The sequence below is a fragment of the Actinosynnema sp. NPDC059797 genome, assembly GCF_042732085.1.
Lineage (GTDB): Bacteria > Actinomycetota > Actinomycetes > Mycobacteriales > Pseudonocardiaceae > Actinosynnema.
The window spans coordinates 27,461-43,123 of sequence record NZ_JBHWIE010000013.1; the positions used below are offsets into that span (position 1 = coordinate 27,461).

At 72.4% G+C, this 15,663-nt stretch carries 13 protein-coding genes; 10 read left to right on the forward strand and 3 right to left on the reverse strand.

Annotated elements, in window-relative coordinates; genetic code table 11:
* Positions 1–254 precede the first annotated feature (254 nt).
* Both ACFV4N_RS06600 and ACFV4N_RS06605 read right to left on the reverse strand, forming a co-directional pair.
* Positions 255–935, reverse strand: a complete 681-nt coding sequence (locus ACFV4N_RS06600) for a DUF305 domain-containing protein (RefSeq protein ID WP_499671492.1) — start codon at positions 933–935, stop codon at positions 255–257.
* The gene (locus ACFV4N_RS06605; protein ID WP_499671493.1) at positions 935–1,783 is read right to left on the reverse strand and encodes a thioredoxin-like domain-containing protein; all 849 of its coding nucleotides are present in this window, start codon (positions 1,781–1,783) and stop codon (positions 935–937) included. The genes ACFV4N_RS06600 and ACFV4N_RS06605 overlap by 1 nt, the downstream gene beginning before the upstream one ends.
* A 170-nt stretch (positions 1,784–1,953) precedes the next feature.
* On the opposite strand from ACFV4N_RS06605, the gene argS reads away from it, so the two are divergent.
* The 6 genes from argS (at position 1,954) to rho (ending at position 10,743) form a co-directional block, all read left to right on the forward strand.
* The gene (gene argS, locus ACFV4N_RS06610; protein WP_499671494.1) at positions 1,954–3,597 is read left to right on the forward strand and encodes an arginine--tRNA ligase; all 1,644 of its coding nucleotides are present in this window, start codon (positions 1,954–1,956) and stop codon (positions 3,595–3,597) included.
* A complete protein-coding gene (gene lysA, locus ACFV4N_RS06615; RefSeq protein ID WP_499671495.1) occupies positions 3,597–5,021 on the forward strand; it encodes a diaminopimelate decarboxylase in 1,425 nt (474 codons plus the stop codon). Before argS ends, lysA begins: the two co-directional genes overlap by 1 nt.
* A 1-nt stretch (position 5,022) precedes the next feature.
* Positions 5,023–6,321 carry a homoserine dehydrogenase gene (locus ACFV4N_RS06620; RefSeq protein WP_499671496.1) on the forward strand — a complete coding sequence of 433 codons (1,299 nt, stop codon included), beginning with the start codon at positions 5,023–5,025 and terminating at the stop codon, positions 6,319–6,321.
* Positions 6,318–7,394, forward strand: coding sequence for a threonine synthase (thrC, locus tag ACFV4N_RS06625; protein ID WP_499671497.1), 1,077 nt, complete (start codon positions 6,318–6,320; stop codon positions 7,392–7,394). Before ACFV4N_RS06620 ends, thrC begins: the two co-directional genes overlap by 4 nt.
* On the forward strand, positions 7,391–8,299 hold the full coding sequence (gene thrB, locus ACFV4N_RS06630; protein ID WP_499671498.1) for a homoserine kinase: 909 nt from the start codon (positions 7,391–7,393) through the stop codon (positions 8,297–8,299). Before thrC ends, thrB begins: the two co-directional genes overlap by 4 nt.
* A gap of 344 nt (positions 8,300–8,643) precedes the next feature.
* Entirely contained in the window at positions 8,644–10,743 is a 2,100-nt protein-coding gene (rho, locus tag ACFV4N_RS06635) for a transcription termination factor Rho (protein WP_499671499.1), read from the forward strand.
* A 297-nt stretch (positions 10,744–11,040) separates the two neighbouring features.
* Here rho and ACFV4N_RS06640 read toward each other — a convergent pair whose 3' ends face one another.
* Positions 11,041–11,421 (reverse strand): hypothetical protein, encoded by a 381-nt coding sequence (locus ACFV4N_RS06640; protein ID WP_499671500.1) that lies wholly within the window; start codon positions 11,419–11,421, stop codon positions 11,041–11,043.
* 254 nt (positions 11,422–11,675) lie between these two features.
* On the opposite strand from ACFV4N_RS06640, the gene rpmE reads away from it, so the two are divergent.
* The 4 genes from rpmE to lpdA all read left to right on the forward strand — a co-directional run bounded on the left by rpmE (position 11,676) and on the right by lpdA (position 15,655).
* Complete coding sequence (gene rpmE / locus ACFV4N_RS06645; protein ID WP_306747265.1) at positions 11,676–11,888, forward strand: 50S ribosomal protein L31; 213 nt, start codon at positions 11,676–11,678, stop codon at positions 11,886–11,888.
* A gap of 95 nt (positions 11,889–11,983) precedes the next feature.
* Complete coding sequence (gene prfA / locus ACFV4N_RS06650; RefSeq protein WP_499671501.1) at positions 11,984–13,039, forward strand: peptide chain release factor 1; 1,056 nt, start codon at positions 11,984–11,986, stop codon at positions 13,037–13,039.
* Positions 13,040–13,059: 20 nt separating this feature from the next.
* Complete coding sequence (locus tag ACFV4N_RS06655) at positions 13,060–14,259, forward strand: acyl-CoA thioesterase/bile acid-CoA:amino acid N-acyltransferase family protein (RefSeq protein ID WP_499671502.1); 1,200 nt, start codon at positions 13,060–13,062, stop codon at positions 14,257–14,259.
* A 10-nt stretch (positions 14,260–14,269) separates the two neighbouring features.
* Complete coding sequence (gene lpdA, locus ACFV4N_RS06660) at positions 14,270–15,655, forward strand: dihydrolipoyl dehydrogenase (RefSeq protein ID WP_499671503.1); 1,386 nt, start codon at positions 14,270–14,272, stop codon at positions 15,653–15,655.
* Positions 15,656–15,663 lie beyond the last annotated feature (8 nt).

Below are 15,663 nucleotides of genomic sequence, written 5' to 3' on the forward strand. Positions count from 1 at the left end.
TTGCTCACCTGCTGATTCACTCAATTGTCGTAGGTGTGAACCGGCCGGTAATGACGTAGCGTTACCACACCTCCTCCTGGAGGATGGGTGTCCTTCCGATGTGGCACCGGGGAGTCGGGAAGGGAGTACGGGGGACGTGGTCCCTTCCCGACCGTGCCGCACGGGGCAGGTGCCGCGCTGGACACAACGCCTGCCCCGTGCGCGGAAGGTTCACCCGTGGCGGTGAACGCCGCGCCGGGGTCCCGGTCGGGGGCTCAGCCCTCCAACGGGGCGGCGCCGCGCTCGCGGAGCATCTTCTCCATCAGCTCGCTCTCGCCGCGCTGCGACCGCAGCATGTTGTCGGCGAGCGTGCGCACGACCGGCTGGGTCGCGTTCCGCGCCCCGTACTCGGCCATCGGGGCGCCGCCTTGGTGGTGGCGCAGCATGAGCTGGAGGAAGTACACGTCGAACTCGGTCCCGGTGAGGCGGCGGAGGCGGTTCAGCTCCTCGGAGGTCGCCATGCCGGGCATGAGGCCGGTGGTGGCGGCGGACGCCGCGTCGCCGCCGTGCGCGTGGTCCGACCCCTCCATCCACTTCATGTAGGTGCCGTCGACCGACTGCTCCGGCCGGCCCCAGAAGGTCAGCCAGCCCTTCATCCGGCCCACCTGCTCCAACTGGGTGGACTGGATGTCGAAGGCGAGCTGCTCGATGGCGGGGTCCGCCGTCTTGTCCCGGGCGAGGTTGGCCATCGTGACGCCCTGGAGGTGGTGCACGGCCATGTCCTGCGCGAAGCCGACGTCGACGGAGTCGGCGGCCGGGACCGACGTGCCGTCCCGGCCAGGGAGCTGGATGAGCAGGCCGACCGCCGCGCCGAGCAGCAGCACGGCGACCACCGCGACCGAGAGGACGACCACTCGGGTCGCGGTGGAGCCGTGCCGCTGTTCGGGTTCGTTCATCAGCTCGACGGGGGAGCGCTCGGCGCGTCCGAGGCGGCCGGGGCGTCGGAGGCGGGGGCGTCGGTCGCGCCCTCGGTGCCGCCGGTCTCGCTCGTGTCGGTCGTGCCGCCGTCCATCGGCACCGCGTCCGGGCCCGGGGGCTCGGCCACGAACGCCGGCGGGTTGGTCACGTCGAACGTGGACGAGTCGCAGGTCGCGCCGACCTCGGGGTAGGTGAACTGGTTGCGGCGCAGTGCCTGGATGAACTGGTCGATGCGCTCGTCGTCGGCGCTGTCCAGCTTGAGCTGGTGGCCCCACGACTGCAGCGAGATCGGCTTGTCCAGGCCGGGGTACGGCGACATCATCGTGAACTGCTGGCCGTCGACCTTGGCGCGCAGCTTGTCCAGCGCCTCGCCGGTCACCTGGTCCGGGTTGTAGGCGATCCACACGGCGCCGTGCTCCAGGCCGTGGACCATGTTCTCGGTGCGCACCGGGGTCTCGTAGACCACGCCCGAGCACACCGCCCAGACGCCGTCGTGCGGTCCGCCGATGGGCGGGGAGATGTCGTAGGCGACCCGCTGGTCGGCGGTGACGTGCTTGCCCGCCTCGTACTCCTTCTTGAGCACGCCCTGGATCTGGTCCGAGGGGTCCTTGTTCTCCTCGGACGGGTTCCACCTGGCGAGGGCCGCTTCACGATCGTTCTTCTCGTCGATCTGCACGTACGCGTACCCGAACACGCCCGCTGCCAGGCCCAGCACGACGACCACCGCCAGGATGGTCCCCCAGGGCTTGGGCTTCTTCGCCACCACCGAGGAGCGCGCCGCCGCAACGCTGGAGCGCGCGGCCTTAGTCTTCTTGCCGCTGGTCATGTCCGCCTCAGTCTCGTCATACGCCCATGCCGCGGGCCAGTGTAGGGACCCGGTGTCGGATCACCGTCAACTCCCTGTCACCGAGGGTCGCCGTTCACAGTTGCCCTTCTCACTGATCGGGACGAGTATCCCAGTCGAGACCAGCGGGAACGCTTCCCTAGACTTGCCGGGTGACTCCCGCTGCGCTAGCTGAACTGGTCCGTGCGACGGCCGTGGACGTGTTGTCCTCCCGCGGGCTCGACCCCGCCGCCCTGCCGACAGCGGTCACGATCGAACGCCCCCGCAACCCCGAGCACGGCGACTACGCGACGAACGTGGCCCTCCAGACCGCCAAGAAGGTCGGCGTGACCCCCAGGGACTTCGCCACGTGGCTCGCCGAGGCGCTGACCTCGACCGATGCCATCTCCTCGGTCGAGGTGGCCGGTCCCGGCTTCCTCAACCTGCGCCTGGCCGCCGACGCGCAGGGCGCGATCGTGCGCGACGTGGTCGCCGCGGGCGCCGACTACGGCCGCGGCGCGGCGCTGGCCGGGCGCAGGATCAACCTGGAGTTCGTCTCGGCGAACCCGACCGGCCCCATCCACCTGGGCGGCACCCGCTGGGCAGCGGTCGGCGACGCGCTGGGCCGCGTGCTGGCGTTCAACGGCGGCGAGGTGACCCGCGAGTACTACTTCAACGACGCGGGCGCGCAGATCGACCGGTTCGTCCGGTCCCTGATCGCCGCCGCCAAGGGCGAGCCCGCGCCCGAGGACGGCTACGCGGGCGGCTACATCGGCGACATCGCGGCCGAGGTGCTGCGGCAGGAGCCCGGCGCGCTGACCTCGGAGGACCCGGCCGAGGTGTTCCGCCGCATCGGCGTGAACCTCATGTTCGAGGAGATCAAGCGGGACCTGCACGACTTCGGCACCGACTTCGACGTCTTCTTCCACGAGGACTCGCTGCACAAGTCGGGCGCGGTGACCAAGGCCGTCGACCAGCTCAAGTCCTCCGGCGCGCTCTACTTCGAGAACGGCGCGTGGTGGCTGCGGTCCACCGAGTTCGGCGACGACAAGGACCGCGTGGTCATCAAGAGCGACGGTGACCCGGCCTACATCGCGGGCGACATCGCCTACCTGGTGGACAAGCGGTCGCGCGGCTTCGACCTGTGCATCTACATGCTGGGCGCGGACCACCACGGCTACATCGGCAGGCTCAAGGCCGCCGCCGCGGCGCTGGGCGACGACCCGGACTCGGTCGAGGTGCTGATCGGCCAGCTCGTGAACCTGGTCAGCGACGGCAAGCCGGTGCGGATGAGCAAGCGCGCGGGCACCGTGATCACCATGCAGGACCTGGTGGACGCGGTGGGCGTGGACGCCGCCCGGTACGCCATGACCAGGTCGTCGGTCGACTCGTCCCTGGACATCGACCTGGACCTGCTGCGCAAGCGCAGCAACGACAACCCGGTGTTCTACGTCCAGTACGCGCACGCGCGGTTGTCGTCGGTGCTGCGCAACGCCGCGGAGCTGGGCGTGACGCCCGGCGACGCGCTCGACCTGCTCACCCACGACCGCGAGGGCGACCTCGTCCGCACCATCGGCGAGTTCCCGCGCGTCGTGGCCACCGCCGGTGAGCTGCGCGAACCGCACCGCGTGGCGCGCTACCTGGAGGAGCTGGCGGGCACCTACCACCGCTTTTACGAGGTGTGCCGGGTGCTGCCGCGGGGTGACGAGGAGACCACCGAGCTGAACCGCGCCCGGCTGCGCCTGGTCGAGGCCACGCGCCAGGTGTTCGCCAACGGCCTGGGCCTGCTGGGCGTGACCGCCCCGGAGCGGATGTGATGCGCGCGCACCCGGCCGGTCCCCGGCACGCCGACGTCCTGGTCCCGGCGAACACGGCGGGCCGGCGCCCGACCACGCCCGCGGAACTGGACCGACTTCACCCGAACGTGTGGCCCCGGAACGCCGAGCGCGGCGACGACGGCGTGGTCCGCCTCGGCGGCGTCGACGTGCGGCGGCTCGCCGAGGAGCACGGCACCCCGCTGTTCGTGATGGACGAGGCCGACTTCCGCTCCCGCTGCCGCGACCACGCGCGGGCGTTCGGCGACCCGGCCCAGGTGCACTACGCGTCCAAGGCGTTCCTCTCCGTGGCCGTCGCCCGGTGGGTCGCCGAGGAGGGCTTGAGCATCGACGTGTGCAGCGGCGGCGAGCTGGCCGTGGCGCTGCGCGCGGACTTCCCGCCCGAGCGGATCGCGCTGCACGGCAACAACAAGTCGGTCGCCGAGCTGGCCGCCGCGGTCGACGCGGGCGTGGGCGCGGTCGTGCTCGACTCGTTCCACGAGATCGCCCGGCTCGACCACCTCGCCCGCGAGCGCGGCCGCGTGCAGCCGGTGATGATCCGGGTCACCGTCGGTGTCGAGGCCCACACCCACGAGTTCATCGCCACCGCGCACGAGGACCAGAAGTTCGGCTTCTCGCTGTCCTCCGGCGACGCCGCCGAGGCCGCCCGCCGGGTGCTCAAGGCCCAGGGCCTGCGGCTGATCGGCCTGCACAGCCACATCGGCTCGCAGATCTTCGACGCCAGCGGCTTCGAGGTGGCCGCCCGGCGGGTCGTCGGGCTGCTCGCCGAGCTGCGCGACGAGCACGGCGACGCCGTCCTCGACCAGGTCGGCACCATCGACCTCGGCGGCGGCCTCGGCATCGCCTACACCCCGGACGACGACCCGCCGCCGCCCGCCGAGCTGGCGCGGCAGCTCCACGACATCGTGTCCAAGGAGTGCGAGCACGCCGACCTGCCCGTGCCGAAGATCGCGGTCGAGCCCGGCCGCGCCATCGTCGGCCCCGGCACGGTGACGCTGTACGAGGTGGGCACCATCAAGGACGTCGAGCTGGACGCGGGCGCCACCCGCCGCTACGTCAGCGTCGACGGCGGCATGAGCGACAACATCCGCACCGCCCTCTACGACGCCGTCTACGACTGCCGGCTGGTGTCCCGCGCCGCGGGCGAGGACGCCGGGTCGGTGCTGTGCCGCGTGGTCGGCAAGCACTGCGAGTCCGGCGACGTGGTGGTGCGCGACTGCTGGCTGCCCGGCGACCTCGCGCCCGGCGACCTGATCGCGGTGGCCGCGACCGGCGCCTACTGCTACTCGATGGCCAGCGGCTACAACCGGCTGCCCCGACCCGCGCTCGCCGCCGTGCTGGACGGGGAACCCCGGTTGCTGCTGCGCCGGGAGACCGAGGAAGACCTGTTCCGCCTGGAGGTATGACGTGCCTAGCCATAAGCCGATCAGGGTCGCGTTGCTGGGCTGCGGCACCGTCGGCACCGAGGTGGTGCGGCTGCTCACCGACCAGGCGGCCGACCTGGCCGCCCGCGTCGGCGCGCCGGTGGAGCTGGCCGGCATCGCGGTGCGCAAGCCGAACAAGCACCGCGAGGTGCCCGCCGACCTGCTGACCACCGACGCGGCGGCCCTGGTCGCCTCGGACGTCGACGTGGTCGTCGAGGTCATCGGCGGCATCGAGCCCGCCCGGACGCTGCTGCTCGACGCGCTGCGCGCGGGCAAGTCCGCGGTGACGGCGAACAAGGCGCTGCTGGCCGAGCACTCGGCCGAGCTGTTCGCGGCCGCCGACGCCTCGGGCGCCGACCTGTACTTCGAGGCGTCCGTGGCGGGCGCGATCCCGCTGCTCAGGCCGCTGCGCGAGTCGTTGGCGGGCGACCGCATCACCCGGGTGATGGGCATCGTCAACGGCACCACCAACTTCATCCTCTCCGGCATGGACTCCACCGGCGCGAGCTACGGCGAGACGCTGGAGGAGGCCACCCGGCTGGGCTACGCGGAGGCCGACCCGACCGCCGACGTGGACGGGTTCGACGCCGCGTCCAAGGCCGCGATCCTGGCGTCGCTGGCGTTCCACACCCGCGTCACGGCCGCCGACGTGCACCGCGAGGGCATCGCCTCGGTCAGCGCGGCCGACATCGCCGCGGCCAGGGCGCTGGGCCGGACCGTGAAGCTGCTGGCGATCTGCGAGCGCGTGACCGAGGACGGCCAGGAGTCGGTCTCGGTGCGCGTGCACCCCGCCATGATCCCCAGGTCGCACCCCCTGGCCAGCGTGAACGGCGCGTTCAACGCGGTGTTCGTGGAGGCCGACGCGGCCGGCGAGATGATGTTCTACGGCCAGGGCGCCGGTGGCGCGCCCACGGCCAGCGCGGTGCTCGGCGACCTCGTCGCCGTGGCCCGCAACCTGGTGCTGGGCGGGCGCGGCCCGCGCGAGTCGGCCTACGCGGGCCTGCCCTCGCGGCCAATGGGGCAAACCCCCACGCGTTATCACATCAGCCTCGACGTCGCCGACCGGGCGGGCGTGTTGTCGCAGGTCGCGGCGGTGTTCGCGGAGCACGACGTGAGCATCGCGGCGGTGCGGCAGGAGGGGCGGGTCGACGACGCCAGCCTGGTGGTCGTCACCCACGCCGCGACCGACGCGGCACTGCGGTCGACCGTGGACAAAATCGGCGGGCTGCCCGTGGTCAGGGAAGTGGTCAGCGTGATGCGGGTGGAAGGCGAAGAGACATGACGATCCAAGCAGGCGTGCGGCCCGGGTGGCCCGGCATCATCCACGCCTACGCGGACCGGATCGGGCTGCCCGAGGGCGCCCGGGTGATCACCCTCCACGAGGGCGGCACCCCCCTGGTGCACGCCGAGCACCTGTCCGAGCTCACCGGCTGCGAGGTGCACGTCAAGGTCGAGGGCGCGAACCCGACCGGCTCGTTCAAGGACCGCGGCATGACCGTGGCCATGACGCACGCGCTGGCCAGCGGCGTGCAGGGCGTGATCTGCGCCTCGACCGGCAACACCTCGGCGTCCGCGGCGGCCTACGCGGCCAAGGCGGGACTGCGGGCGGCCGTGCTCGTGCCGCGCGGCAAGATCGCGCTGGGCAAGCTGGCGCAGGCCGTGGCGCACGGCGCGCGCATCCTCCAGATCGACGGCAACTTCGACGACTGCCTCGAACTGGCCGCCAAGACCGCCGCCGAGTACCCGATCACCCTGGTCAACTCGGTCAACCCGGTCCGGCTGGTCGGCCAGAAGACCGCCGCGTGGGAGATCTGCGACGTGCTCGGCCGCGCGCCGGACGTGCACTGCCTGCCCGTCGGCAACGCGGGCAACATCACCGCGTACTGGCGCGGCTACTCGGACTACGTCGCGGACGGCGTCATCGCTTCGGCTCCCCGCATGTTCGGGTTCCAGGCCGCGGGCGCCGCGCCGCTGGTGCTGGGCGAGCCGGTGGCGAACCCCGAGACCATCGCGACCGCCATCCGGGTGGGCAGCCCCGCGTCGTGGACCGGCGCGGTCACGGCCAAGGAGGAGTCCGGCGGGCTGTTCGAGGCGGTGACCGACGAGAAGATCCTCGAGGCGTACCGGCTGCTCGCGGCCACCGAGGGCATCTTCGTCGAGCCCGCGTCCGCCACCAGCGTGGCCGGCCTGCTGGCCACCGCCGCCGACGGCAGGCTGCCCGCGGGGTCCACGGTCGTGTGCACGGTCACCGGCCACGGCCTCAAGGACCCCGACACGGCGCTGCTCGGCATGTCCGAGGTCGAGCCGGTCCCGGTGGACCCGGGCGCCGTCGCCACCGCCCTGGAGCTGGGGTGACGGGCGTCCGGCCCGCCGGGACGCGGACCCGGGTGGGCGTCCGCGTGCGGGTGCCCGCCTCCACGGCGAACCTCGGTTCCGGCTTCGACACCCTCGGCATGGCCCTGGGCCTGCACGACGAGCTGGACTTCGAGGTCGTGCCGGCCGGGCTGGAGGTCCTCGTCGGCGGCGAGGGCGCGGCGGGCGTGCCCACCGACGAGCGGCACCTGGTCGTGCGGGCCTTCCGCGCGGCGGCCGACCACCTCGGCCTCGACGTGCCCGGCCTGCGGCTGACGTGCCGCAACGCGATCCCGCACGCCCGCGGCCTCGGCTCGTCGGCGGCGGCGATCGTGGCGGGCGTGGCGGCGGCGCACGGGCTCGCCGGTCGCGAGTTGGACACGACCGCGTTGCAACTCGCCGCGGAGTTCGAGGGCCACGCCGACAACGCCGCGGCCAGCATGTTCGGCGGCGTCGTGATCGCCTGGACGGAGGGTGACCGGTACCGCGCGGTGCGTGTGGACCCGCACCCGGGCGTGTCGCCGGTGGTGCTGGTGCCGGCCGGGGAGTCGTCCACGCACGTGACCCGCGGGCTGCTGCCGCCGGAGGTGCCGCACGGGGACGCCGCGTTCGCCGCGTCCCGGGCGGCGCTGGCCGTGCACGCGCTCTCGACCGACCCGTCGTTGCTGGTCACCGCGCTGGACGACCGGCTGCACGAGCCGTACCGGGAGCCCGCGTGGCCCGCGACGTCCCGCCTGGTGCGGGCGCTGCGGGAGGCCGGGGTGGCGGCGGCGGTGTCCGGGGCGGGACCCACGGTCCTGGCCCTGCCGGCGGGCGGCGAGCTGCCGGCCGGGGTGGACCTGGAGGGGTTCGAGGCGCGCCGGGTGCCGGTTGACCTGGGCGGGGTGTGCGTTGCGCCACTCGGCTGAGTGATGCGACGCGCCGCGCGTCGGTTGTTGCACCCGACCGGAGCGGCGTCTACCCTCGGGGCCATCAGTCACCGCGCGCACGGGCGCCGGTGTGGTGCCCGGACGTTCGTTCCGGATCGCATTCCTCCAGTGACTTGGCCCTGTGCCGGATGGACGGGGTTGGCGCTGGAAGGCACCCGCTCGCCGTGTGACCGAAAGTCCCGTACCGGAGGGCTCCGCCGTTCGCGCGCGTTCCGCGCCGACGAAGTCCGCCTGCGCCGGGGCGAAACTGCCGGTCCGCGTTCCGTCGGACGGCAGGTCCGCTGGGCCGCGTAGGAGGCGCGGTCCGGTCAGGAAGGACATGTGTGAGCAACACCGATGTGCTGAGCAGCGAAGCTCCTGCTGCTCCCAACACCGCCAGTTCCGGAGCCGAGGAGAACGCTCTGACCACCCCTACGAACGGCAGCGCCCCGCCGCGCAAGCGCGCCGGACTCTCCGGCATGGTGCTGGCCGAGCTGCGTGAGCTCGCGGGTCAGCTCGGCATCACCGGGACCGCCGGGCTCCGCAAGGGCGACCTGATCGCGGCGATCAAGGAACGGCAGGGCGGCACCTCCGGTCGGGGCAGCGCCGCGACGCCGCCGAAGGCCGAGAAGAAGGCCGCCGCGCCCGCCGCCAAGGCGCCCGTCGCGGAGAAGCCCGCCGAGGCGCCCGCGCCCGTGGAGAAGCCCGCCGAGAAGCCCGTGGAGAAGCCCACCCAGCAGCAGCTCGACGTGGTCGAGCGGCAGGGCGAGGAGGACGGCGGGCGCCGGGGCAGCCGCCGCCGCCGTTCGGCCAACCGGCCCGCCGGCAGCCCGGAGGCTCCCGTCGCGCAGGCCGCACCGGCCGAGGTCCAGCCGCAGCAGGCGGCGCCCGCGGTCGAGCGCCCCCAGCAGGACCGGCCCGAGCGCGGTGAGCAGCGCGAACAGCGCCAGGAGCGCGGTGACCGGCCCGAGCGCGGTGACCGGCCCGAGCGCGGTGACCGGCCCGAGCGCGGTGACCGGGGCGACCGGGGTGACCGCGGTGACCGCGGCGGTCGGCAGGACCGCGGCGACCGCGGTGACCGGGGCGAGCGCGGTGACCGCGGTGGCCGTGGCGACCGCGACCGTGACCGCGGGCGTGACCGCGATCGCGACCGCGACCGCGACGACCGCAACCGGTCGAACGCCCCCGACGACGACGGCGACGACGAGGGCGGCCGCAGGGGCCGTCGCTTCCGCGACCGCCGCAGGCGCGGTGGCCGCGGCGAGACCGGTGGCGGCGGCACCGACACCGAGGTGCGCGACGACGACGTCCTGCTGCCGGTCGCGGGCATCCTGGACGTGCTGGAGAACTACGCGTTCGTCCGCACGTCGGGCTACCTGGCCGGGCCGAACGACGTCTACGTGTCGCTCTCGCTGGTCCGCAAGTACGGCCTGCGGCGCGGTGACGCGATCATCGGCGCGGTGCGCCAGCCCCGCGACGGCGAGCAGCAGCGGCAGAAGTTCAACCCCCTGGTCCGGGTCGACAAGATCAACGGCCTGGACCCGGAGGAGTCGCGCAACCGGCCGGACTTCACCAAGCTGACCCCGCTCTACCCGAACGAGCGGCTGCGCCTGGAGACCGAGCCCCACATCCTCACCACGCGCGTCATCGACCTGGTGATGCCGATCGGCAAGGGCCAGCGCGCCCTGGTCGTGTCGCCGCCGAAGGCGGGCAAGACCTCGGTGCTCCAGTCGATCGCCAACGCGATCACGAAGAACAACCCCGAGTGCCACCTGATGGTGGTGCTGGTGGACGAGCGCCCGGAAGAGGTCACCGACATGCAGCGGTCGGTGAAGGGCGAGGTCATCGCCTCCACCTTCGACCGGCCGCCGTCGGACCACACCACGATCTCGGAGCTGGCCATCGAGCGGGCCAAGCGCCTGGTCGAGATGGGTCACGACGTGGTCGTGCTGCTGGACTCCATCACCCGCCTGGGTCGTGCCTACAACCTGGCGGCGCCGGCGTCCGGCCGCATCCTGTCCGGTGGTGTCGACTCGACGGCGCTGTACCCGCCGAAGCGGTTCCTCGGCGCGGCCCGCAACATCGAGGGCGGCGGCTCGTTGACGGTCATCGCGACCGCCCTGGTCGAGACGGGTTCGGCCGGCGACAGCGTGATCTTCGAGGAGTTCAAGGGCACCGGCAACGCCGAGCTGAAGCTCGACCGCAAGATCGCGGACAAGCGCACCTTCCCGGCGGTGGACGTCGACTCGTCCGGCACCCGCAAGGAAGACCTGCTGCTCTCGCCCGACGAGCTCGCGGTCATGCACAAGCTCCGCCGGGTGCTCCACGCCCTCGACGGCCAGCAGGCCATCGACCTGCTGCTGGACCGCCTGCGCAAGACCCGCACCAACATCGAGTTCCTGATGCAGGTGGCGAAGACCACCCCGGGCGCGGACAACGACTGACCCGTCCCACCCACCAAGGCCCGCCCGTCCCACGGGCGGGCCTTGCCATTCCCGCGTGTCCTCCACTCCGACACCGCGTGTCCTCCACCGGAGCATCGCGAGTCGTACGCCCAGACACCGCGAGTCGTACGTCCAGAACCCCCGAGTTGCACGTTCAGGACAGGCCGGAGGCCCGTCGGGGTGACGTGAGTGCTGAACTCAGGGTGCGCGAACGTACGACACGGTGGTCCTGAACGTACGACTCGCGATGTCTGAGTGGAGGACACGCGGTGTCTGAGTGGAGGACACGCGGGGTGGTTAGCAGGGTGGGGCGGCGGGGCGGCGGCGTTCGCGGAAGTAGTGGGTGATCAGGAGGGTCAGGGAGGGGAGGCCCAGTAAGAGGGTGGGGAGCAGGGGGAGGGGTAAGTCGTCGGTGGCCACGCCCAGGCACATCACGGCGGTCAGGTAGGGCCAGCGCAGCCAGGTCCGCTGCCAGCGGGCGGTCCAGGCGACCGCGGTGGAGGCGACCACCGCCACGGCCACGCCCGCGCCGAACAGGGGGCTGGACAGGGTCAAGGGGGCCGTCGTGCCCAGCAGCAGGCCGCTCAGGCCGGTGAGGCCCAGGACGGCTCCGCCGAACAGGAACGGCACGGCCAGCCACGTCGACAAGCGCAGGGGGCGTCCGGCAGCGCACAGCACGGGCCCAAGTGTGGCGTTCGGGCAACGGCGCACCCACGGTCCGTAGGCCAGCGGTCACCCGCTGCGCCGAAAGGTCGGCCGCCATCGCCGAGCGGTAGTGAACCCGGCCACGGGAACAACCACGCACAGGCACGCGTTGCAGTGCACGTCAGCCGATCTGGCACACTGTCGGGTCGAGTCCGGCTCCGGTTCACCTCGCAGCACGACCACCAACCGACGAGGACCCGGCGGCCACCGAGGAAAGGGACGAGACGTTGAAGACCGGCATTCACCCCGAGTACGTGACGACCGAGGTCACCTGCGGTTGCGGCAACACCTTCACCACCCGCAGCACCAAGTCGTCCGGCGCCATCCACGTCGAGGTCTGCTCGAACTGCCACCCGTTCTACACGGGCAAGCAGAAGATCCTCGACACCGGTGGTCGGGTCGCGCGCTTCGAGGCCCGCTACGGCAAGCGCGCCAAGTAGCTGCCAGAACGGCGTCCACCCCGGCACGTGGGTGGGCGCCGTTGTCGTCTCCAGACACCGCTGAGAGACACCCCCGAGAGACCCGGAGCAAGACCGTGACGCTGGACGCCCTGCTGGCCGAGCACGCCGAGCTGGAGACCAGGCTCGCCGACCCCTCGGTGCACGCCGACCAGGCGGGCGCGCGCAAGCTCGGCAAGCGCTACGCCGAGCTGACCCCGATCGTGAAGACGGCCCGCGAGCTGGAGCAGGCGCGGGCCGACCTGGAGACCGCCCGGGAGCTGGCCGCCGAGGACCCGACGTTCGCGGAGGAGGCCGAGCAGCTCGCCGGCAGCATCCCCGCCCTGGAGTCGCGCCTGACCGAGCTGCTGCTCCCGCGCGACCCCCACGACGGCGCCGACGTGGTCATGGAGATCAAGTCCGGCGAGGGCGGCGAGGAGTCGGCCCTGTTCGCGGGCGACCTGCTGCGCATGTACGTCCGGTACGCCGAGCGCCACGGCTGGAAGGCCGAGGTCCTCGACGGCACCGACTCCGACCTGGGCGGCTTCAAGGACGTCACGCTCGCCATCAAGGGCCGCGGCGACGGCCCGGACGGCGTCTGGTCCCGCCTGAAGTGGGAGGGCGGCGTGCACCGCGTGCAGCGCGTGCCCGTCACCGAGTCGCAGGGCCGCATCCACACCTCCGCCGCGGGCGTCCTGGTCTTCCCGGAGACCGAGGACGTCGAGGTCGAGATCGACGAGAACGACCTGCGCGTCGACGTGTTCCGCTCGTCGGGCAAGGGCGGCCAGAGCGTCAACACCACCGACTCGGCCGTGCGCATCACGCACCTGCCGACCGGCATCGTGGTGTCCTGCCAGAACGAGCGCAGCCAGCTCCAGAACAAGGCCCGCGCCATGCAGGTGCTCCAGGCCCGGCTGACCGCGCTGGCCGAGGAGAAGCAGCAGCAGGAGGCGTCGGACGCCCGGCGCTCGCAGATCCGCACCGTGGACCGCTCCGAGCGCGTCCGCACCTACAACTTCCCGGAATCCCGCATCTCCGACCACCGCGTCGGGTACAAAGCCCATAACCTGGACCAAGTGCTCGACGGCGACCTGGACGCGGTGCTCGACGCCCTCGCGGCGGCCGACCGGGCGGAGCGGCTCGCCGGCGGGTGACCGGATGAGAGGTGCGCGCGATGGCCGAGATCCTGGTGGACCCGATCAGCGCCCCGCTCGACACGGCGCTGGACGTCCGCGTGGTGGGCCTCGAACCGGACCGGGTCGTGACCGTGCGCGCGTCCACGGGCGACCGCGCCGCCGAGGCCGGGTTCCGGGCCGACGAGCGCGGCGTGGTGGACCTGACCAGGCACGCGCCGATCTCGGGCGACTACTCCGGCGTTGACCCGATGGGGTTGTTCTGGGCGATGGCGCCGACCGGCGCGGAACCCCGGGACGCCACGGTCGTCGAGGTCGACGGCGTGGGCCGCGTCGAGGTCGGGCGCCTGGCCGAGCCGGAGGGCGTCAAGCGCACCGAGGTCCGGGAGGACGGCCTGGTCGGCGTGCTGTTCGAGCCGGTCGGCGGCGGGCCGCACCCCGGCGTGGTGGTGCTCGGTGGCTCCGAGGGCGGCCTGCACGAGTCCGACGCCGCGCTGCTCGCGGGGCACGGGTTCGCGGCGCTGGCCCTGGCCTACTTCGGCGTCGAGGGCGTGCCGGCGGACCTGGTCGAAATCCCCCTGGAGTACTTCGCGCCGGCCCTGGACCTGCTCGGCGACCGCGTCGGCCTGGTCGGCGGGTCGCGCAGCGGTGAGCTGGCGCTCCTGCTCGGTGCGACGTTCCCGCAGGTCAAGGCCGTGGTGAGCGTGGTGGGCAGCGGTGTCGTGACGCAGTGCGTCGGTCCCGGCCACCGGCTGCTGCAGAAGCTGGAGCACGAGGCTTCGTCCTGGACGCTCGAGGGCCGCCCGCTGCCGTACCTGCCGTACTCGGTGCCGGCGGAGCTGCGGTCGGCGGTGGTCAACGGCGAGCCGGTGCCGCTGGGCCTCGCGTTCGACCTCACCGACGGTGTCCCCGAGGACACCGAGATCCCCGTCGAACGGATCAACGGCGGTGTGTTGCTCCTCTCAGCCGGTGACGACCGGTCGTGGCCGTGCCGCGAGCTGAGCGAGGTCGCACACCAACGGCTGAAGTCCCACAACCACCCGTTCCGGTACGAGCACGTGGTGTACCCGGACGCCGGGCACCTGATCGCGGGCGCGCCGCACCGGCCGACCACGGACGTGGTGGTGCCGGGACCGGGCGTCCGGTTCGCCACGGGCGGCACGCCGGCCGCCACCGCCGCGGCCCGCGCCGACGCGTGGCGGCGCACCATCGAGTTCTTCTCGGATCAGCTCCGCGCCTAGTGTTGTGCCCATGAGCGCACACTTTGACGTCGTGGTCCTCGGTGCGGGGCCAGGCGGGTACGTCGCCGCGATCCGCGCGGCCCAGCTGGGCCTGAAGACCGCTGTCATCGAGGAGCGTTACTGGGGCGGGGTGTGCCTGAACGTGGGCTGCATCCCGTCGAAGGCCCTCCTGCGCAACGCCGAGCTGGCCCACCTGTTCACCCACGAGCAGAAGACCTACGGCATCCAGGTCGACGGCTCGGTGAAGTTCGACTTCGGCGCGGCGTTCGACCGCAGCCGCAAGGTCGCGGACGGGCGCGTCAAGGGCGTGCACTTCCTGATGAAGAAGAACAACATCACCGAGATCAACGGGTGGGGCCAGTTCGTCGACGCGAACACCATCCGGGTGGGTGACGACACCATCACGTTCGAGCACGCGATCATCGCGGCCGGCGCGACCACCCGCCTGCTGCCGGGCACGTCCCTGTCCGACCGGGTGGTGACCTACGAGGAGCAGATCCTCACCCGGGACCTGCCGGAGAGCATCGTCATCGCCGGCGCGGGCGCCATCGGCGTCGAGTTCGCGTACGTGCTGCACAACTACGGCGTCAAGGTCACGATCGTCGAGTTCCTCGACCGCGTGGTGCCGCTGGAGGACGTCGAGGTCTCCACCGAGCTGGCCAAGCGCTACAAGCGGCTCGGCATCGACGTGCGCACGTCCACGCGGGTCGAGTCGATCGAGGACACCGGGTCGAACGTGCGCGTCACCGTGTCGAAGGACGGGAACCAGGAGGTCCTGGAGGCCGACAAGGTCATGCAGGCCATCGGCTTCCAGCCGCGCGTCGAGGGCTACGGCCTGGAGAACACCGGCGTCCGGCTGACCGAGCGCGGCGCCATCGCGGTGGACGGCCGGGGTCGCACGAACGTGTCGAACATCTACGCGATCGGGGACGTGACGGCGAAGCTGATGCTCGCCCACACCGCCGAGTCCATGGGCATCATCGCGGCGGAGACCATCGCCGGCGCGGAGACCATGGAGCTGGACTTCGCGATGATCCCGCGGGCGACCTACTGCCAGCCGCAGATCGCCTCGTTCGGCTACACCGAGGCGCAGGCCCGCGAGAAGGGCTACGACGTCCAGGTGGCGAAGTTCCCCTTCACCGCCAACGGCAAGGCGCACGGCCTGGGCGACTCCACCGGTTTCGTCAAGCTGATCAGCGACGCCAAGTACGGCGAGCTGCTCGGCGGGCACATGATCGGCCCGGACGTGACCGAGCTGCTGCCCGAGCTGACCCTGGCCCAGCAGTGGGACCTGACCGTGCACGAGGTGGCACGCAACGTGCACGCGCACCCCACGCTGAGCGAGGCCGTCAAGGAGGCGGTGCACGGCCTGGCCGGACACATGATCAACTTCTGACGGCCTAC